16 protein-coding genes are annotated in these 18,835 nt (G+C 71.7%); 10 read left to right on the top strand and 6 right to left on the bottom strand.

The window, feature by feature from the left end; all coding sequences use genetic code 11:
* Positions 1–323: 323 nt before the first annotated feature.
* Both serA and ACGF8B_RS36625 read left to right on the top strand, forming a co-directional pair.
* Positions 324–1,916: a phosphoglycerate dehydrogenase gene (serA, locus tag ACGF8B_RS36630; protein WP_392746689.1), complete on the top strand. Its 1,593-nt coding sequence runs from the start codon at positions 324–326 to the stop codon at positions 1,914–1,916.
* A gap of 80 nt (positions 1,917–1,996) precedes the next feature.
* On the top strand, positions 1,997–2,587 hold the full coding sequence (locus ACGF8B_RS36625) for a TetR/AcrR family transcriptional regulator (RefSeq protein ID WP_392746687.1): 591 nt from the start codon (positions 1,997–1,999) through the stop codon (positions 2,585–2,587).
* Between the two features lie 51 nt (positions 2,588–2,638).
* Here the strand turns inward: ACGF8B_RS36625 and ACGF8B_RS36620 are convergent, their stop codons facing one another.
* Positions 2,639–3,781, bottom strand: a complete 1,143-nt coding sequence (locus ACGF8B_RS36620) for a helix-turn-helix domain-containing protein (protein WP_392746686.1) — start codon at positions 3,779–3,781, stop codon at positions 2,639–2,641.
* Between the two features lie 179 nt (positions 3,782–3,960).
* Between ACGF8B_RS36620 and ACGF8B_RS36615 the strand changes: the two genes are divergently transcribed.
* Together ACGF8B_RS36615 and pruA are read left to right on the top strand one after the other, a co-directional pair.
* Positions 3,961–4,887: a proline dehydrogenase family protein gene (locus ACGF8B_RS36615; protein ID WP_392746685.1), complete on the top strand. Its 927-nt coding sequence runs from the start codon at positions 3,961–3,963 to the stop codon at positions 4,885–4,887.
* A 38-nt stretch (positions 4,888–4,925) separates the two neighbouring features.
* Complete coding sequence (gene pruA / locus ACGF8B_RS36610) at positions 4,926–6,557, top strand: L-glutamate gamma-semialdehyde dehydrogenase (protein WP_392746684.1); 1,632 nt, start codon at positions 4,926–4,928, stop codon at positions 6,555–6,557.
* A 110-nt stretch (positions 6,558–6,667) separates the two neighbouring features.
* Here the strand turns inward: pruA and ACGF8B_RS36605 are convergent, their stop codons facing one another.
* From ACGF8B_RS36605 to ACGF8B_RS36590, 4 genes are all read right to left on the bottom strand, one after another.
* A complete protein-coding gene (locus tag ACGF8B_RS36605) occupies positions 6,668–7,378 on the bottom strand; it encodes a nitroreductase family protein (protein ID WP_392746682.1) in 711 nt (236 codons plus the stop codon).
* Between the two features lie 81 nt (positions 7,379–7,459).
* The gene (locus ACGF8B_RS36600) at positions 7,460–8,668 is read right to left on the bottom strand and encodes a lysophospholipid acyltransferase family protein (RefSeq protein ID WP_392746681.1); all 1,209 of its coding nucleotides are present in this window, start codon (positions 8,666–8,668) and stop codon (positions 7,460–7,462) included.
* Complete coding sequence (locus tag ACGF8B_RS36595; protein ID WP_392746679.1) at positions 8,665–9,525, bottom strand: phosphatidate cytidylyltransferase; 861 nt, start codon at positions 9,523–9,525, stop codon at positions 8,665–8,667. Before ACGF8B_RS36595 ends, ACGF8B_RS36600 begins: the two co-directional genes overlap by 4 nt.
* On the bottom strand, positions 9,522–10,094 hold the full coding sequence (locus ACGF8B_RS36590; protein WP_392746677.1) for a CDP-alcohol phosphatidyltransferase family protein: 573 nt from the start codon (positions 10,092–10,094) through the stop codon (positions 9,522–9,524). Before ACGF8B_RS36590 ends, ACGF8B_RS36595 begins: the two co-directional genes overlap by 4 nt.
* A gap of 844 nt (positions 10,095–10,938) precedes the next feature.
* On the opposite strand from ACGF8B_RS36590, the gene ACGF8B_RS36585 reads away from it, so the two are divergent.
* Positions 10,939–11,067: a hypothetical protein gene (locus ACGF8B_RS36585; protein WP_266729507.1), complete on the top strand. Its 129-nt coding sequence runs from the start codon at positions 10,939–10,941 to the stop codon at positions 11,065–11,067.
* A 43-nt stretch (positions 11,068–11,110) separates the two neighbouring features.
* Here ACGF8B_RS36585 and ACGF8B_RS36580 read toward each other — a convergent pair whose 3' ends face one another.
* Positions 11,111–12,685, bottom strand: a complete 1,575-nt coding sequence (locus ACGF8B_RS36580; RefSeq protein WP_392746675.1) for a purple acid phosphatase family protein — start codon at positions 12,683–12,685, stop codon at positions 11,111–11,113.
* A 129-nt stretch (positions 12,686–12,814) separates the two neighbouring features.
* Here ACGF8B_RS36580 and ACGF8B_RS36575 point away from each other — a divergent pair, with 129 nt between their 5' ends.
* The 5 genes from ACGF8B_RS36575 to ACGF8B_RS36555 all read left to right on the top strand — a co-directional run bounded on the left by ACGF8B_RS36575 (position 12,815) and on the right by ACGF8B_RS36555 (position 18,832).
* Positions 12,815–13,858, top strand: a complete 1,044-nt coding sequence (locus tag ACGF8B_RS36575) for a 3-isopropylmalate dehydrogenase (RefSeq protein ID WP_392746673.1) — start codon at positions 12,815–12,817, stop codon at positions 13,856–13,858.
* Between the two features lie 239 nt (positions 13,859–14,097).
* Entirely contained in the window at positions 14,098–15,186 is a 1,089-nt protein-coding gene (locus tag ACGF8B_RS36570) for a branched-chain amino acid aminotransferase (RefSeq protein WP_392746671.1), read from the top strand.
* 256 nt (positions 15,187–15,442) lie between these two features.
* Positions 15,443–16,123, top strand: coding sequence for an urease subunit gamma (ureA, locus tag ACGF8B_RS36565; RefSeq protein WP_392746667.1), 681 nt, complete (start codon positions 15,443–15,445; stop codon positions 16,121–16,123).
* On the top strand, positions 16,120–17,808 hold the full coding sequence (locus ACGF8B_RS36560; RefSeq protein WP_392746665.1) for an urease subunit alpha: 1,689 nt from the start codon (positions 16,120–16,122) through the stop codon (positions 17,806–17,808). Before ureA ends, ACGF8B_RS36560 begins: the two co-directional genes overlap by 4 nt.
* Positions 17,809–17,818: 10 nt before the next feature.
* On the top strand, positions 17,819–18,832 hold the full coding sequence (locus ACGF8B_RS36555; RefSeq protein ID WP_392746664.1) for an agmatine/peptidylarginine deiminase: 1,014 nt from the start codon (positions 17,819–17,821) through the stop codon (positions 18,830–18,832).
* Positions 18,833–18,835: the final 3 nt, after the last annotated feature.

Here is an 18,835-nt window from a genome sequence, read left to right as displayed (position 1 = left end):
CCGGGAGCTCCCCACGCTCAGGAGCGGGGTCGACGACGAGGACGCGTAACCCCGCCGCCCGGGGGGTCGGGCCGGCCGGCCCGACCCCCGGGGCATCTCCTTCTTCACCGCTGGAAGAGGCGGCGTCGTACGTGTGTACAAGTCGTCCACCCCCGTGTGGGTGATCCTTCCAACGGGGCGCAGTATGCGTCCTGGCGCATGACTACACTTCTCCACACATACACGCGTCAGGCCCACAGTGTCGTGCGTCTTCCACGCGGCAAGCCCCTCCACCGCCTGCGGCCGTCGGGACGGCCGTCCGCACTGGACCTGTGAGGACTCACGTGAGCTCGAAACCTGTCGTACTCATCGCTGAAGAGCTGTCGCCCGCCACGGTGGACGCGCTGGGCCCGGACTTCGATATCCGGCACTGCAACGGCGCGGACCGCGCCGAGCTCCTCCCCGCGATCGCCGATGTCGATGCCATCCTGGTGCGCTCCGCCACCAAGGTCGACGCCGAGGCCATCGCCGCCGCGAAGAAGCTGAAGGTCGTCGCCCGTGCGGGCGTCGGTCTGGACAACGTCGACGTCTCCGCCGCCACCAAGGCCGGCGTGATGGTCGTGAACGCGCCGACCTCCAACATCGTCACCGCCGCCGAGCTGGCCTGCGGTCTGCTGGTCGCCACCGCGCGCAACATCCCGCAGGCCAACAGCGCCCTCAAGAACGGCGAGTGGAAGCGCTCCAAGTACACCGGCGTCGAGCTCAGCGAGAAGACCCTCGGCGTCGTCGGCCTCGGCCGCATCGGCGTCCTGGTCGCGCAGCGCATGTCTGCCTTCGGTATGAAGATCGTCGCGTACGACCCCTATGTGCAGCCGGCCCGCGCCGCGCAGATGGGCGTCAAGCTCCTCACGCTCGACGAGCTGCTGGAGGTCGCGGACTTCATCACCGTGCACCTGCCCAAGACCCCCGAGACGCTCGGCCTGATCGGCGACGAGGCGCTGCACAAGGTGAAGCCCTCGGTCCGGATCGTCAACGCCGCGCGCGGTGGCATCGTCGACGAGGCGGCGCTCGCCTCCGCCCTCAAGGAGGGCCGCGTCGCCGGCGCCGGTCTCGACGTGTACGCGAAGGAGCCCTGCACGGACTCCCCGCTGTTCGAGTTCGACCAGGTCGTCTGCACCCCGCACCTCGGTGCCTCCACCGACGAGGCCCAGGAGAAGGCGGGCATCGCGGTCGCCAAGTCCGTGCGCCTGGCGCTGGCCGGTGAGCTGGTGCCGGACGCGGTCAACGTCCAGGGCGGCGTGATCGCCGAGGACGTGCGCCCGGGTCTGCCGCTCGCCGAGAAGCTCGGCCGGATCTTCACCGCGCTCGCGGGCGAGGTCGCGGTCCGCCTCGACGTCGAGGTGTACGGCGAGATCACCCAGCACGACGTCAAGGTGCTCGAACTCTCCGCGCTCAAGGGCGTGTTCGAGGATGTCGTCGACGAGACCGTGTCATACGTGAACGCTCCGCTCTTCGCGCAGGAGCGCGGGGTCGAGGTCCGCCTCACCACCAGCTCCGAGTCGCCCGACCACCGCAATGTGGTCACCGTCCGCGGCACGCTCTCGGGCGGCGAGGAGGTCTCGGTCTCGGGCACGCTGGCCGGGCCCAAGCACCTCCAGAAGATCGTCGCCGTCGGCGAGTACGACGTGGACCTGGCGCTGGCCGACCACATGGTGGTGCTGCGATACGAGGACCGTCCCGGTGTCGTCGGCACGGTCGGCCGGATCCTCGGCGAGGCCGGTCTGAACATCGCGGGCATGCAGGTGTCGCGGACGGACGCGGGTGGCGAGGCGCTGGTCGTGCTCACCGTCGACGACGACGTCCCGGCGTCGGTGCTCGCGGAGATCTCCACCGAGATCGGCGCCAATTCGGCCCGCACGGTGAACCTGACCGACTGACGGTCGCGGAGCCCCTCCGCGTACCCGGCATCTAGACGTGCGTCTTACACAAACGTCTGCATGCCGGGTACGCTGCTTTCATGGGACACCGTGAGGATCTGCTCGAAGGCGCCAAGCGCTGCCTGCTGGAGAAGGGGTACGCCCGGACGACGGCACGCGACATCGTGGCCGCCTCCGGTACGAACCTCGCCTCCATCGGCTACCACTACGGCTCCAAGGAGGCGCTGCTCAACCTCGCCTTCCTCAAGGTGACGGAGGAGTGGGGCGATGTGCTCACCGAGAAGCCGGACGAGAGCGCGCGGAGCACGGAGCCCCGGGAGCCGCTGGACCAGTTCCGTGAGACCTGGCAGCGGGTGATCGACAGCTACGCGGAGACCCGGTCCGTCTGGCAGCTCCAGATGGAGGTCGTCTCCCGGATCGACCAGGACCCGGAGCTGCGGAAGGCCCTGACGGGCCCGCAGCGCGAGGGGCGCGACGGGCTCGCCGAGAACATGCTCGGCATCGACCCGGAGAAGGACCCCGAGCGGGCGCGGGTGGCCGGGCTGTTCTGCCAGGCGCTGCTCGCGGGCGTGATGGTCCAGTGGATGATGGACAGTGAATCCGCCCCGTCCGCACAGGATCTGACGGACGGTCTGAAGGCCGTGCTGGAGGGCCGCACGGATCCGGCCTGATCCGGACGAAAGACCCTAAGGGCTGTCCCGCCAGGAATTGCGGGACAGCCCTTAGCCCCCGAGCCGCGCGCTCTTGAGCGCCATGTGCAGCAGCAGCCGGTCCTCGCCGTCGTTGAGGTCGAGGCCGGTGAGCTGCTGGATCCGGGAGAGCCGGTAGTAGAGCGTCTGGCGGTGGACCCCGAGGGCCGCGGCCGTCCGGGACGCCTGGCCCGCGCAGTCGAGGAACACCTCGGCGGTGCGGGCCAGATCCTTGTGCGGCGGGGTGAGCAGGGCGCGGACCACCGGATCCGCGCCCGCCTCCGCCGGGAGCGCGGTCAGCAGCCGGTACGGCCCGATCGACGACCACCGTGCCACCGGGCCGAACCGGGACTCGGCCGCCGCCGCGCGGGCGGCCGCCACCGCCTCGTGCCAGGCCGCGGCCGGCTCGGCGAGACCCCGGCGGGGCACCGCGATCCCGGCCGTGGTCTCCCGGCCCGCGGCCGACCGCAGCCGGTCCGCGGCGGTGAGCGCGGGTTCGAGGACGTCGGTGGAGCGCAGCCGGACCAGCGCGGCCAGCGAGGGGAGCCCCCCGGTCCCGGGCACCGAGGACAGCGCCGCCGCCGACGGGACCGTACGGACCGACGGCGGATCGTCCGGCCACGGGGTCACGCACACCACCGTGTGCAGCCCCTGCGCGTCAGGCCCCAGCGCCTCGTGCAGCGCGGCCACCGCCATGTCGCGCTGCCAGCCCCGCCCGGCGGTCAGCACCGCGCCGAACTCCCGGGACGGGTCGGTGCCCGCGCGTGACTCCTCGGCGAGCAGGGCCCCGATCCGGGCCGCCACCTCCATCGCGGCCCTCAGCTGTTCGTCGGTCGGTCCGGGGTCGGCGTCGAGCAGCCATACGTAGCCGAGCACGGCACCCCGATGGCGTACGGGCAGGCAGATCCGGTCCCGGAAGACCCCGGCCTCCGGGGCCGCGGGGATGCGGACCGGACCGGTGGCGCGGGTGATGCCGAAGCCCTCGAACCAGGCACGGACGGCGGGCGTGGAGCGGCGGGTCAGGATGGAGCGGGTGCGGACCGGGTCCATCGCGGTGTCGTCGTCGCTGTCGTGGGCGCCGAAGGCGACCAGGCCGAAGTCCCGGTTCTCCAGCGTCGCGGGGGCGCCGAGCAGCCCGGAGATCTCGTCGACCAGCTCCTGGTAATCGCCCTTCACCCGGCCATTCTCGCACCCCTTCAGACATATGTCTGAGAACCGGGGAACGGATGCGTGACAGCTGTCGATGGCACAGGATCGGAGAGATCCTTAGATTTCACGGTGGTTCTCCGTGCTGTACCGGTCTGTTCCCCATCTGCCGGTACGGCCTTCGTTCGTACTTTCCGTGGAGGTGCCCCGTGCTGGGTCCCGTGATTCTCGCCGCGTCCCGCAGCGACAGGATGCGCCGCTTCATCTCGGCCGCACCTGGCACCAAGCAGGTCGTCGACCGGTTCATCGCCGGTGAGACCGTCGACCAGGTCGTCCCGATCATCGAGGACGCCGCCGCCAAGGGACTCGAAGTCACCCTCGACGTGGTCGGCGAGGACATCACCACCCCCGAGCAGGCGGCCGACGCCCGTGACGCCTACCTCGAACTGATCGAGCGCCTCAAGGACCTCGGCCTGGGCACCAGGGCCGAGATGTCCGTCAAGCTCTCCATGTTCGGCCAAGCGCTGGACGGCGGCCACGAGCTGGCCCTCGCCAACGTCCGCCCGGTCGTCGAGGCCGCCGCCGAGATCGGCACCACGGTCACACTGGACGCCGAGGACCACACCACCCTCGACTCGATGTTCGCCATCCACGAGGAGCTGCGGAAGGACTTCCCGCAGACCGGCTGCGTGATCCAGGCCTACCTGTTCCGCACCGAGGACGACGCCCGCCGGCTGGCCGCCGCGGGCAGCCGCGTGCGCATCGTGAAGGGCGCCTACAAGGAGCCCGCCTCCGTCGCGTACCAGGACAAGGCCGAGATCGACAAGGCGTACGTCCGTATCCTGCGGATCCTCATGGAGGGCGCGGGCTACCCGATGATCGGGTCCCACGACCCGCGGCTGATCGCCATCGCCCAGGAGCTGGGCCGCAAGGCCGGGCGCAAACTGGATGAGTACGAGTTCCAGATGCTGTACGGCATCCGCAGCGACGAGCACCTCCGGCTCGCGGCCGAGGGACACCGGATGCGTGTCTACACCGCGTACGGCACCGACTGGTACGGCTACTTCATGCGCCGCCTCGCCGAGAAGCCGGCGAACCTGCTGTTCTTCGGCCGCTCCATCCTCACCAAGGGCTGAGCCCCCTCCACCTCTCTACCCAAGGAGCAACGGAACCCATGGACGCTGTCACCCAGGTCCCCGCGCCGGTCAACGAGCCGGTCCACTCCTACGCGCCGGGCTCCCCGGAGCGTGCCCGCCTGGAGGTGAAGCTCAAGGAGCTTAGCCAGAACCCGATCGACCTTCCGATGACCATCGGTGGCGAGAAGCGGATGGGCGGCGGCGAGCGCTTCGACGTCGTACAGCCGCACAACCACAAGGCCGTCATCGGTACCTTCGCGGGTGCCACGCAGCAGGACGCGCAGGACGCGATCGACGCCGCGCTCGCCGCCGCCCCGGCCTGGCGCGCGATGTCCTTCGACGACCGCGCCGCGATCATCCTGCGCGCCGCCGAGCTGCTCTCCGGCCCGTGGCGCGAGACGCTGGCCGCCTCCACGATGCTCGGCCAGTCCAAGACCGCGCAGCAGGCCGAGATCGACACCCCCTGCGAGCTCGTCGACTTCTGGCGCTTCAACGTGCACTACGCGCGCCAGATCCTCGCCGAGCAGCCGCCGGCCAACTCGCCGGGCGTGTGGAACCGCATGGACCACCGCCCGCTGGAGGGCTTCGTCTACGCGATCACGCCGTTCAACTTCACGGCCATCGCGGGCAACCTGCCCACCGCCCCCGCCCTCATGGGCAACGTCGTGGTGTGGAAGCCGTCCCCGACGCAGACCCACGCCGCCGTGCTGCTGATGCAGCTGCTGGAAGAGGCCGGTCTGCCCAAGGGCGTCATCAACCTGGTGACCGGTGACGGCATCGCCGTCTCCGAGGTGGCCCTGAACCACCGCGACCTGGCCGGCATCCACTTCACCGGCTCGACCCCCACCTTCCAGCACCTGTGGAAGACGGTCGGCAACAACATCGCCAACTACCGCACCTACCCGCGGCTCGTCGGCGAGACCGGTGGCAAGGACTTCGTCGTCGCCCACCCGTCGGCCGACCACGCCGTCCTGAAGACCGCGCTGACCCGTGGTTCCTTCGAGTTCCAGGGCCAGAAGTGCTCGGCCTCCTCCCGTGCCTACGTCCCGGCCTCCATCTGGAACTCCGGTTTCAAGGAGAAGTTCGCCGCCGAGGTCGACTCCATCTCCATGGGTGACGTCACCGACCTGTCGAACTTCATCGGCGCCGTGATCGACGAGCGCTCGTTCGCCAAGAACAAGGCCGCGATCGACCGTGCGAAGGCCGACCCGTCCTGCACGATCGTCGCGGGCGGCACCTACGACGACTCGGTGGGCTACTTCGTCCGCCCGACCGTCATCGAGTGCAGCGACCCGTCGAACGAGGTCTTCACGACCGAGTACTTCGGCCCGATCCTCGCCGTGCACGTCTACGAGGACGACCAGTACGACGCGATGCTGGAGCAGATGGAGTCGGTCTCCGACTACGCGCTGACCGGTTCCGTCATCTCGAACGACCGCGCCGCGGCCGCGTACACGATGGAGAAGCTGCGCTACGCCGCGGGCAACTTCTACATCAACGACAAGTCGACCGGTGCCGTCGTCGGCCAGCAGCCCTTCGGCGGTGGCCGGGCCTCGGGCACCAACGACAAGGCGGGCGCCCCGCAGAACCTCCAGCGCTGGACCCTGACCCGGGCCATCAAGGAGACGCTGGTCCCGCCGACCGACTACACCTACCCCCACCAGGGCTGATCCCCGGGGCGCCGCACCCCTGGCGCCCTGCCACGAATTCCGCCTCCCGCCCGGTTCCCCTGCCGGCCGGGAGGCGGTTTCCATGGGGCTCGGACCCCCACGAGACGGGCTCAGATCTCCACGAGCACCTGGTCCAGCGACTTCCGTACCAGGCCGGGCACCTGGCAGTCGTCGGCCGGATACCCGATCGGAATCACCGCGAACGCCTTCTCGTTCTCCGGCCGGTCCAGCACCTCGCGCAGGAACCGCATCGGGCTCGGCGTGTGGATCAGTGCCGCCAGGCCCGAGAGGTGCAGGGCCGAGAGCAGCATCCCGACGGCGATCCCGACCGACTCGTCGACGTAGTAGTGCTTGTGCCGGGTGCCGTCCTCGCCCACCCAGTACCGCTGCTGGAAGACCACGACCAGGGCCGGGGCGTCCGTCATGTGGGCCTTGACGGCGTCCGTGCCCAGCGGGCGCAGCGCCGCCAGCCACTCCTCGCCGAGCCTGCCGTCGTAGCTGATCCGCTCCTCCTGCTCGGCCGCCTCCCGGATGAGCCCGCGCACCTTCGGGTCCTTGACCAGGACGAAGGTCCACGGCTGCTGATGGGCGCCGGACGGGGCGGTCGCGGCACAGGCGATCGCGTCCTTCACGACCTGCTCGGGAACGGGGTCGGACGAGAACTGGCGCACGGTCCTGCGCGCGCCCATCCGCTCCCGCAGCCGGGCGGCACGGGCGAGCGACTCGTCGGCCGCGATCCGCTCGGGGCGGTGGGGGACCGGCTGGTAGGGCGCGCCATGGATGGGCGTCCACTGCTGGGGTACGGCTGTGGTGTCGGACATCCCGGCAGTGTGGCGCGCGGCGACTGGTCCGGACCAGAGCGTCCTCGGACAGAAGCGGTGTGCGCGTCGGTCAGTGTCCGCTCAGCCCCAGCCCGCGACGATCATCGACAGCCCCGCCGTGAACCCGCCGCCCAGCAGGACCAGATAGGGGCCGTACCGGCGGCGGTGGCGGCGCATCAGCAGCCCGAAGGCGGCGAAGCCGAGCCCCACAGTGAGCGTCCGGGAGCCCCGGGCCGTCGCCGAAGCGGTGAGCCAGTCGAGCGCGGGCACACCGGCGCGGCCCGCCTCGGCCCCGTACACCTTGAACGGAATGCCGTTCCACGGCTGGTGCCGCACCGCCGAGGCGCCCTCCAGCGCCAGCCCGGCCCGGACCTCGGCGCGCATCCGGTCCGTGGTCAGCGGGGCGGGCAGCTGCACGCCGGCCGAGGCCAGCTGAAGGGCGAGCAGGCCACCGGCCAGACTGCCGGCGAGCGCGCCCAGCGACATCCGCAGCGCCGCCCGCGGCACCGCCACACACACCACGCCCAGCAGCAGTTCCGGCATCAGCGGCCAGCTCAGCGCCTCCGCCAGCGCCCATCCGAACGCCAGCGGGACACCCCAGCGCGAGGTGACGACCGACGCCACCCGGCGCCGCGTCGCGGAGTCCCGCAGCGGCTCGGCGACCGTACGCGCGTGCAGCGCGACCACCGCGTCGCGGGCCTCCCGCGGACCCGTCGTCGACGGCAGCGGATCACCGATCGACACCCGCACCAGCGCCGAGCGCAGCCGGCCGTGCTTGGGCAGCAGCCGGTCCGTGCCCGCGATGCCCACCGGGACCACCGGGACGCCCGCCCGCTCGGCCAGCACCAGCGCGCCGCGGTGGAAGGAGCCCAGCTCGCCGTCCTTGCCCCGGGTCCCCTCCGGGAACAGGACGACCGCCCGGCCGGAGCGGAGCTCGTCCGCCATGGACAGCAGGTCGTCCATGCCGCCGCCACTGCGCCGGACCGGGAAGCCGGCCGCGAGCCGGCGGCAGATCCGGCGCCGCCACGGCGAGGCGAACCAGTAGTCGGCCGCCGCGCCGATCGCCGGGGTGTGCCGGGCGTCGAGCGCGGCGAGCAGCGCCGCCGTGTCGGCGTGCGAGGAGTGGTTGGCGACGACGACACAGCCGCCGCGCGGCAGCCGGCCGCGCCGCTCCACCCCGCCGGTGAGGCTGAGGACGCCCCACCACAGACCGCGCCGGAGCGCGGCGGCGAACCGGGAACGAGCGGGCAGCGCGACCCGGCCGGGCACGCGCGCAAGGGTGCGGCTCATGTCATCACCATCGTCAGGAGAAGGGCCACCAGCAGGGAGTCGATCCGGTCGAGGAGGCCGCCGAAGCCGGGCAGCCAGCTGCCCGCGTCCTTCACCCCCGACTCGCGCTTGACCATCGATTCGAGCAGGTCACCGAGGACACAGCCGCCGATCACCGCGGCCCACAGCGGGAGCGTGAACTCGCCGAGTACGAGCAGCGGCAGGGCCGTCGCCACCGCCGCGCCCAGCACCCCCGCCCAGGTCTTGTTGGGGGAGAGCGGCGACAGCGGCCGGGCGAGCGGGCCCCGGCGGCCCAGCGCCGTGCCGCCGCACCAGGCGCCGACATCGCCGAGCGCCACCGCCAGCCCCACCGCGACCCCCGTGTCCCCGAGCGTCACCAGACCGGTCAGCGCGACCGGGATCCACAGCAGCCCGAAGGCGGTGCGCGCGGTGCGGGTGAAGCCGGTCCGGTCGTCCCCGCCGAGCACCGGCGGGAGCGCGGCCGCGACCAGCAGCAGCGCCGCCGCCCGGACGTCCAGGAACTGCGGCGCCAGCCACGCCAGCGCGGGAAGCGCCACCGCGGCCGTCACGAGCACCGCGAGGTCGCCGCGGCGCAGCCCGGCCATCCGCGCGAACTCGCCCGCCGTGACCACCCCGAGCCCCGCGGCCAGCGCGAACGTCCCGCCGCCGCCCAGGAAGTACGCCCCCAGGAAGACCGGCGCCACCAGCGCCCAGGTGCGCCACCGCCTGCGCAGCTCGGCCCGCATCCGAACCTTCGACGGCAGTACGGCGACGGCGACACCGCCCGCCCCCAGCACCCCCGCGACCAGCGGCACGGCCCGTGCCGCGGCTTCCTCCGCGATCAGTACCGCGCTCATGCCAGCTCCCGCCACAGGCCCGCCAGCCGGAGCCCCGCGGTGAGCAGTGAACCGACGGCGATCACGATCAGTACGGGTACCGCCCAGCCGCTCGCCGCCGCGACCACGACCAGCAGACAGCGCTCGGTCTTGCCGACCGGGCCGCCGTTGCGCCGGGGCGCGCCCGCCGCCGCCCCGGCCAGCGACACCCAGGACGGCAGGGTCGCCGCGAGCCCGGCCGCCGCCACCAGCCACAGCGGGGCGAGTGCCAGGAAGCCGGCCAGCACGACCAGATCCGCCACCCGGTCGCCGAGCTCGTTGAGCACCGCGCCGCGCCGGGTCGTCCGGCCGGTGTCCCGGGCCAGCGCGCCGTCCAGGTTGGCGAAGGCGAGCCGGGCGGCGAGCAGCACGGCGACCGGCAGGGCGGCGAGGCCGGCGGGCAGCCAGGCCAGCGCGGCGGCGGCACCGGCCGCCGAGACCACACCGGCCGCGGTGAGGGTGTCGGGCGACACCTCACGGCGGACCAGCGAGGCGCGGGCACCGGAGAGCCGGTCCGCGTACCAGGGCTTGAGAGCGTAGAGGCCGTTCATGTGTCCAACTGTCGTGCGACGCACAGTCCTTCGACACGTGGCAGGTACTCAGATGCCCACTGAGTATTCGGCGGCCGCGGTGGTTGAGGTACTGAGGGGCATCACCGAGCCGGTCCTTCGCACCGCACACACCCGCCGACCGGGCCGCTCGAACCGGATCGGCTGCGTGGAGGCCGTGGCGGTCCGCGCGGACCGGCGCCGGGAAGGGCTCGGCGGGCGGATCACGGCCGAGCCGGAGGAGGCCGTCGACGGGGCGTACGCCTTCGGCGCGCGGTCCGCTCCGGCCGCCGGGGGCCGCGCTGTACCCCGGGCGCGGCCGGCGGGTGCGGCCGGGGCGGATCGCCGTGCAGGCGCGGTACGGGGTGGAGCGGCTGCCGGGCGAGGAGGGCGGCACCCGTGTCCGCGGTGCGGCCGGCGGGCGGGCGTGGGCTGTCCACCGGCTCCGGGACGCTGGTCCTCGGCCGGCGGGACGGGGACGTGACGTGGGCGACACCCGCTCGGACGAGGCGGTCCGGGGACCGTGTCACCCCTTCTGAGCAGGGGTGATGGTCTGTCGTGCGGGCTCTCGTCCGGAATCCGGGGACGGCCCGGGGTAAACCTCCGTCTCAGATAGTAGGAAGTCCGAGTAATTGTGGAGACAGACCGGCCGAGCTGCCCTAGCTTTGTAGAAGCCGAACGTCACGCTAGATCCAGCGACTGGCGGTCGTGAGTGCGCGCCCTTGTGCAGGCAACCCCTGCGGCGCCCGCTCCCCGCCCTTTCCGGCGCCTCGAAATCCCGATCTCGAAATCATCCTGACGATTTTTCGATCTCGAAATCCTCGCGATCTCAAGGAGTCGATCCATCATGGTCCAGACGACTGCCCGCCGTGTCCGTCACACCCCCCGCCCGACCGAGTCGGAGCGCCGCAATGCCGCCGCCGCCCTCCAGCGCGCCCTCGACCGCAGGGACAACGGCGGCTCCACGGGCCACTGAGACCGGCTGAACGGGCCGGTCACCGGACCGGCCCGACGGACGGTCAGCCGCGGCTGATCTCGAAGTGGTCGATGCGCTCGCCCGACTCGGCGAGTGCGGTGACCTTCATCCGGGCGTGCCGGCCGGGCTGCACCTCCACCGCCAGGAACGAGAACCCGGTGTAGCGCACCCGGGACCACTCCACGGTCTCGGCAGCCTTCCCGCCGCCCTTGACCACGTGGTACGTGTCCACGCTCTCCCGGTCCGCGACATGGCCCTCGTAGGTGTCCGGCACCGGGAAGTCGTACAGCGCCTTGCCCGCGCCGCCCGCGGTGACGTACACGATGCCGTCCCGCGTCGGGTCGGTGCGCTCGCCGATCGGCACCCTGCGCCGGACGGCGTTGCCGAGGATCGCGTCGGTGCGCTCGTAGACGTGGTTGTGGCCGTTGATGACCAGGTCCACCTGGTGCTTCTCGAAGAGCGGCACCCACGCGTCGCGCACCCCGCCGTCGGAGGCGTGCGCGTTGGTGGTGGAGAAGGCGCAGTGGTGGAAGAAGACCACGACGAAGTCGATGTCGTGACGGGCCCGCAGCTCACCGAGGCGCCGGTCCAGCCAGCGGGTCTGCCGGCCGTCGCTGATCCCGAAGTTGGCCGGGATCTCGTACGAGACGTCATTGGCGTCGAGGGCGACGACCCCCACATTGCCGTGCACGAACGAGTAGGCGCCGGGCTGGTTCACCGGGTCCGGGCCGTTGTCGGGCAGCGTCCAGCGGGCGTTCTGGCCGCCGTAGCCGTCCGGCGAGTACCAGGCCTCCATGTCGTGGTTGCCGGTGGTCACCATCCACGGCACGGTCTTCGACACGGTCTCCGTCTGCGCCAGGAACTGGTCCCAGGTGCGGGCGTCGTAGGTGTCGGTGCTCTGCCCGGAGCCGGACGGGTCGGCGTAGCAGATGTCGCCCGCGTGCAGGTGGAACGCCGGGTTCTGACCCAGGATGAGCTGGTCGTTTCCCAGCGCGTGGTAGCTGACGCCCTGGTCTCCGAAGGCGGTGAAGGTGAACGCCCCGGCGCGCGCGGGCGCGGTGGTGAAGGTGCCGAGCGTGCCCAGGTTGCGGGTGTCGGCGGGGTCGAAGCCGTCGTGGCCGACGCCGTAGTAGTACGTCGTGCCGGGCTGGAGGCGCTCCAGGCCCGCGTGCAGGTAGAACTGCTCGGCCGCCGCGATCCTGCCGCCGTTCAGCTCCGGGGTGGTCAGGTGGCGGACCTCGGCGTCGATCCGGCGGCTCAGCGCCCACGGCTTGTGGCCGATCCGGATGTACGGCCGCTTCACGGCGAACGGGACCTGCCAGGAGACCGCCATCTGCGTCTTCGGGTCCGCGCCGTACGCCAGGTGCCGGCCGAACGGCGCGACCAGCGAACCGTCCACCCGGGTGGAGGTGTGGCGCGAGGTGAGCACGGTGGGGGCGGCGTACGCGGGCGAGGCGGCGAGCGAGGTGCCGAGACCGGCACCGGCGACGGCCGCGGTCGCCACGCTCGTACGCAGCACGCCGCGCCGGGTCAGCCGGGTGCGCAGGTAGTCGTGCTGCTCCGCCATGCTCATGCGGCCGGCGAGTTTCTCGGGGATTCCGAAACGGGGGATGTCCATGAACCAGAACATCCACCCGCCGCCCGACGCCGTACCGTCGGATAGGTGAACGGTACACGTACAGCTCCCCATGTGTCCGTATGGTGGACGTGATGTGTCATGGGGTGGGACGCGCAGTAGGGTGCGGACATGTCTCGCAGCATCAATCTCGCAGTGATCCCCGGTGACGGTATCGGCCAGGAGGTCGTGGCCCAGGGCCTCAAGGTCCTGGGCGCGGTTCTCCCGCAGGACGTGAAGCTGGAGACCAAGGAGTACGACCTTGGCGCCCAGCGGTGGCACCGCACCGGTGAAACCCTCCCGGACGCGGAGCTCGAAGCCCTCAAGGGGCACGACGCCATCCTGCTCGGCGCGATCGGCGACCCCTCCGTGCCGTCGGGCGTCCTGGAGCGCGGGCTTCTGCTGAAGCTGCGGTTCGCCTTCGACCACTTCATCAACCTGCGGCCGTCGAAGCTGTTCCCGAACACCGCGACCCCGCTGGCCGGTCGCCCCGACATCGATTTCGTCGTCGTCCGCGAGGGCACCGAGGGCCCGTACACCGGCAACGGCGGATCGCTGCGCACCGGTACGCCGGCCGAGGTCGCCACCGAGGTCAGCGTCAACACCGCGTACGGCGTCGAGCGCGTCGTCCGGGACGCGTTCGAGCGGGCGAACGCCCGCCCGCGCAAGAAGCTGACGCTGGTGCACAAGAACAACGTCCTCGTGTACGCCGGCCACATGTGGAAGAACATCTTCGACAAGGTGGCGACCGAGTACCCCGAGGTCACCACCGACTATCTGCACGTCGACGCCGCGACGATCTTCTTCGTCACCCAGCCGGAGCGCTTCGACGTCATCGTCACCGACAACCTCTTCGGTGACATCCTCACCGACCTCGCCGCTGCCGTGACCGGCGGCATCGGCCTGGCCGCCTCCGGCAACATCAACCCGACGGGCACCTTCCCGTCGATGTTCGAGCCGGTCCACGGCTCGGCCCCGGACATCGCGGGCCAGGGCAAGGCCGACCCGACGGCCACGGTCCTCTCCGTCGCCCTCCTGCTGCGCCACCTCGGCCACGAGGCCGAGGCCGTGCGCATCGAGGACGCCGTCTCCGCCGACCTCGCGGAGCGCGACGGCACGGCCACCCGTACGACCGACCAGATCGGCGACGCGCTCGCGGTACGCGTAGCGAACTGACCCGACGACTCCGTTTCGAAGCCGCCGGGCAACCACCGCACCCGGCGGCTTCACCTTGTGCGGCCCCGGGTGCCACCATCGACCACTGGACCGCACACGCGTCGTTTCGTGCACGGCCGCCCGGGAGCGATAATCGAACGGGGCCGTGGCTCGCAACAAAACTCGGACGTCCTAGCACCTGTCTGGCAGGAGCGGCGTGAGCGCGGTCCAACCCACACAACGGTGAAGGACACGCACTCATGACGACGCCCACGATCGAGCTCAAGCCCTCCTCGAACCCCTTGTCCGACGCGGAGCGCGAGGCGAGCATGGTCAATCCCGGATTCGGCCGCCGCTTCACCGATCACATGGTGACGATCAGGTGGACCGAGGGCCGCGGCTGGCACGACGCCCAGCTCGTGCCCTACGCGCCGCTGTCGATCGACCCCGCCAACATGACCCTGCACTACGGGCAGGAGATCTTCGAGGGCCTCAAGGCGTACCGCCAGCCCGACGGCTCGGTCGCCACCTTCCGTCCCGAGGCCAACGCCAAGCGCTTCCAGTCCTCCGCCCGCCGGCTGGCCATGCCGGAGCTGCCCGTCGAGACGTTCATCGCGGCCTGTGACGCGCTGGTCAAGCAGGACGCGGCCTGGGTTCCGGCACACGGCGGCGAGGAGTCCCTCTACCTGCGCCCGTTCATGATCGCGACCGAGGTCGGTCTCGGCGTGCGGCCCGCCAACGAGTACCTGTTCCTGGTGATCGCCTCGCCCGCCGGCGCGTACTTCCCCGGCGGTGTGAAGCCGGTCTCGATCTGGCTCTCCGAGAACCGGGTGCGTGCCGTCCCCGGCGGCATGGGCGACGCCAAGACCGGCGGCAACTACGCCGCGTCGCTGCTCGCCCAGGCCGAGGCCGCCGAGAAGGGCTGCGACCAGGTCGCCTACCTCGACGCGGTCGAGCACAAGTGGGTCGAGGAGCTCGGCGGCATGAACCTGTACTTCGTGTACGGGAACAAGATCGTCACTCCGGCCCTGACCGGCTCGCTGCTCGCCGGTGTCACCCGTGACTCGCTGCTCAAGGTCGCCCGCGACCTCGGCTACGAGTCGGAGGAGGGACGTGTCTCCATCGACCAGTGGCGCGACGACACCGCGAACGGCGGACTCACCGAGGTCTTCGCCTGCGGCACCGCCGCCGTCATCACCCCCGTCGGCACCGTCAAGTCCGAGGGCGGCGAGTGGGTCCAGGGCGACGGCACGCCCGGCCGGGTCACGATGAAGCTGCGCGAGCGCCTGCTGGACATCCAGCGCGGTGTCGCCGAGGACACCCACGGCTGGATGCACCCCCTCGGCTAGGGTCTTCCGTCCGGTTCATGCCGGACCGGGCACCGGGGCACGTTCGAGCCCGGCACGATCCGAACGAGAGGCCCCGGGGCTCTCCGGCCCGCGGGCCGATCCCGTACGAACGAAAAGCCGCGCCCAGCTCCTGCCGGGCGCGGCTTTCGTATTCCCGTGACATGTTCCCCGCGCTCCGGAGTGCGGTCCCCCACATACTTAGAGCGCCGCTCTAACCATGGGTTAGAGTGCTGCTCTAACCGAGAGGTGTGGAGACGTGCGACTGACTCCGACGGAACGCGACCGGCTGCTGCTGTTCAGCGCCGCCGAACTGGCCCGGGCCCGCCGCGCCCGGGGGCTGAGGCTCAACGTCCCCGAGGCGACCGCGCTGATCGCGGACACGGTCTGCGAGGCCGCCCGGGACGGGCGCCGGCTCGCCGAGGCCATCGAGGCGGCGCGGTCCGTGCTCGGCCCCGACGACGTACTGCCGGGCGTCGCCGACGTCGTCACCGAGGTCCATGTGGAGGCCGTCTTCGACGACGGCTCCCGGCTCGCCGTGGTCTCCCGGCCGCTGGGCGACGGGCTGGGCGACGACGCCCCCGGGGCCGTCCTCCCCGGGCCCGCCACGCCCGAGCCGGAGCCCGCGGTGCGGCTGGCCGTCCACAACACCGCGGCCGTGCCGGTCTCCGTGACCTCGCACTTCCACTTCTTCGAGGCCAACCCCCGGCTCGACTTCGACCGCGCGGCCGCCTACGGGATGCGGCTGAGCGTCCCCGCCGGGTCCTCCGTCCGGTTCGGACCCGGCGAATCCGTCGAGGTGGGGCTCGTGCCGATCGGCGGCGAGCGGATCGCTATCGGCTTCGCGGGCCTGGTCGACGGCCCGCTGGACGCGCCCGGCGCACGCGAAGAGGCCCTGCGGCGCGCCGCCGCCTGTGGATACCTGGGAGCCGAGCGATGAGCATCGATCCGTACGAGTACGCCTCCGTCCACGGCCCGCGCGCCGGGGACCGGGTCCGGCTCGGCGACTCCGGTCTCACCGTCCGCGTCGAGTCCGACGCACAGCGGTACGGCGAGGAGTTCCTCGCCGGCTTCGGCAAGACCGCCCGCGACGGACTGCACCTCAAGGCCGCCGCCGTCCGCGACACCTGTGACGTCGTCATCAGCAATGTGCTGGTCATCGACGCCGTGCAGGGCATCCGCAAGGTGTCCATCGGCATCCGCGAGGGCCGGATCGCCTCGATCGGCCGGGCCGGCAACCCCGACACCCTGGACGGCGTCGACGTCGTCGTCGGCACGGGCACCACCATCGTCTCCGGCGAGGGGATGATCGCGACGGCGGGCGCCGTCGACACCCATGTCCACCTGCTCTCGCCGCGGATCATGGAGGCGTCCCTGGCGTCCGGAGTCACCACGATCATCGGCCAGGAGTTCGGCCCGGTCTGGGGCGTCGGCGTCAACTCGCCCTGGGCGCTGCGCCACGCCTTCAACGCCTTCGACGCCTGGCCGGTCAACATCGGCTTCCTGGGCCGTGGTTCCTCCTCCCACCGGGCCCCGCTGGTCGAGGCGCTCGCCGAGGGCGGGGCCTGCGGCTTCAAGGTCCACGAGGACATGGGCGCCCACACCCGAGCCCTGGACACCGCGCTGCGGGTCGCCGAGGAACACGACGTCCAGGTCGCCCTGCACAGCGACGGGCTGAACGAATGCCTGTCCGTCGAGGACACCCTGAAGGTCCTGGAGGGCCGCACGATCCACGCCTTCCACATCGAGGGCTGCGGCGGCGGACACGTCCCCAACGTCCTGAAGATGGCGGGCGTCGAGAACGTCATCGGCTCGTCCACCAACCCGACGCTGCCCTTCGGCCGGGACGCCGTCGCCGAGCACTACGGAATGATCGTCTCCGTACACGACCTCAAGACGGACCTGCCGGGCGACGCCGCCATGGCCCGGGACCGGATCCGCGCCGGGACGATGGGCGCCGAGGACGTACTGCACGACCTGGGCGCCATCGGCATCACCTCGTCCGACGCGCAGGGCATGGGGCGGGCCGGCGAGACGGTGCGCCGCACCTTCGCGATGGCCGGGAAGATGAAGGCCGAGCTCGGCCCGATGGAGGGCGACGGCCCCGCGGACGACAACGCCCGGGTGCTGCGCTACATCGCCAAGCTCACCATCAACCCCGCCATCGCCCACGGCCTCTCGCACGAGATCGGCTCCATCGAGACCGGCAAGATGGCCGACATCGTGCTGTGGCGCCCCGAGTTCTTCGGCGCCAAGCCGCAGCTCGTGCTGAAGTCCGGCTTCCCCGCGTACGGCGTCACGGGCGACCCGAACGCCGCCACCGACACCTGCGAACCCCTCGTCCTGGGACCGCAGTTCGGGGCGTACGGGGCCACCGCCGCCGACCTCTCGGTGGCCTTCGTCTCGCAGGCGGCGACCCAGCTCGGCGCCGACGCGATGCCCACCCGCCGCCGCCGCGTCGGCGTGCGCGGCACCCGCGGCATCGGCCCCGGCGACCTGATCCACAACTCCCGCACCGGAGCGGTCGCCGTGGACGCCCGCAGCGGTCTGGTCACCCTGGACGGCGACCCGCTGCGTTCCGAGCCCGCCGACTCCGTATCCCTCAACCGCCTCTACTTCCTCTGAGGACCCGCAGATGACCTTCCGCATGCCGCCCGAGTGGGCCCCGCACGAACGCACCTGGATGGCCTGGCCGGGCCCCAACCCCACCTTCGACACCGACGCCGAACTGGACGAGGCCCGCACCGCCTGGGCCACCGTCGCCCGCGCCGTGCGCCGCTTCGAACCCGTCACGATGGTGGTCGGACCCGGCCAGGAGGACGGCGCCCGCGCGCTCCTGGGCCCGGACGTCGAGCTGGCCGTCCGCCCCCTCGACGACGCCTGGATGCGGGACATCGGCCCCACCTTCGTCACCGACGGGAACCGGCTCGCCGCCGTCGACTGGACGTTCAACGGCTGGGGCGCCCAGGGCTGGGCCCGCTGGGAGCACGACCAGCACATCGCCCGTGCCGTCGCCGAGCTGGCCGGCGTACCCGTGCACAGCTCCCGGCTGGTCAACGAGGGCGGCGCCATCCACGTGGACGGCGAGGGCACCGTACTGCTCACCGAGACCGTCCAGCTCGGCAAGGAGCGCAACCCCGACTGGACCCGCGAGCAGGTCGAGTCCGAGGTCCACGCCCGGCTCGGCACCGAGAAGGCCATCTGGCTGCCGCGCGGACTGTCCGGCGACTACGGCACCTACGGCACCCTCGGCCATGTCGACATCGTCGCCGCCTTCGCCCGCCCCGGCACCGTCGTCGCCCATGTCCAGCCGGACCCGGCCCACCCCGACCACGCGATCACCCGCGAGACCGTGCGCATCCTGCGCGAGGCCACCGACGCCAGGGGCCGCTCCCTGGACGTCGTGGAGGTCCCGGCACCCACCGTGCTGAAGGCCGACGGGGAGTGGGTCGACTACTCCTACATCAACCACTACCTCTGCAACGGCGGTGTGGTCCTCTGCGCCTTCGACGACCCGCGCGACAAGGAGGCGGCGGCCATCTTCGGCGACCTCTTCCCCGACCGTACGGTGACCCTCGTCGACGCACGTACGATCTTTGCCGGCGGTGGAGGCATCCACTGCATCACACAGCAGCAGCCGAAGGTCTGAACC

The sequence above is a fragment of the Streptomyces sp. NPDC047917 genome (assembly GCF_043204345.1).
GTDB lineage: Bacteria > Actinomycetota > Actinomycetes > Streptomycetales > Streptomycetaceae > Streptomyces > Streptomyces sanglieri.
This window is presented reverse-complemented; position numbering and strand designations above follow the sequence as displayed.

Coding starts and splice junctions, on each gene's coding strand:
- ACGF8B_RS36580 (WP_392746675.1), bottom strand. CDS start 12,685: ATGGACATCCCCCGTTTCGGAATCCCCGAGAAACTCGCCGGCCGCATG.
- ACGF8B_RS36575 (WP_392746673.1), top strand. CDS start 12,815: ATGTCTCGCAGCATCAATCTCGCAGTGATCCCCGGTGACGGTATCGGC.
- ACGF8B_RS36595 (WP_392746679.1), bottom strand. CDS start 9,525: ATGAGCGCGGTACTGATCGCGGAGGAAGCCGCGGCACGGGCCGTGCCG.
- ACGF8B_RS36590 (WP_392746677.1), bottom strand. CDS start 10,094: ATGAACGGCCTCTACGCTCTCAAGCCCTGGTACGCGGACCGGCTCTCC.
- ACGF8B_RS36560 (WP_392746665.1), top strand. CDS start 16,120: ATGAGCATCGATCCGTACGAGTACGCCTCCGTCCACGGCCCGCGCGCC.
- ACGF8B_RS36570 (WP_392746671.1), top strand. CDS start 14,098: ATGACGACGCCCACGATCGAGCTCAAGCCCTCCTCGAACCCCTTGTCC.
- pruA (WP_392746684.1), top strand. CDS start 4,926: ATGGACGCTGTCACCCAGGTCCCCGCGCCGGTCAACGAGCCGGTCCAC.
- ACGF8B_RS36600 (WP_392746681.1), bottom strand. CDS start 8,668: ATGAGCCGCACCCTTGCGCGCGTGCCCGGCCGGGTCGCGCTGCCCGCT.
- ACGF8B_RS36605 (WP_392746682.1), bottom strand. CDS start 7,378: ATGTCCGACACCACAGCCGTACCCCAGCAGTGGACGCCCATCCATGGC.
- ACGF8B_RS36555 (WP_392746664.1), top strand. CDS start 17,819: ATGACCTTCCGCATGCCGCCCGAGTGGGCCCCGCACGAACGCACCTGG.
- ACGF8B_RS36625 (WP_392746687.1), top strand. CDS start 1,997: ATGGGACACCGTGAGGATCTGCTCGAAGGCGCCAAGCGCTGCCTGCTG.
- ACGF8B_RS36585 (WP_266729507.1), top strand. CDS start 10,939: ATGGTCCAGACGACTGCCCGCCGTGTCCGTCACACCCCCCGCCCGACC.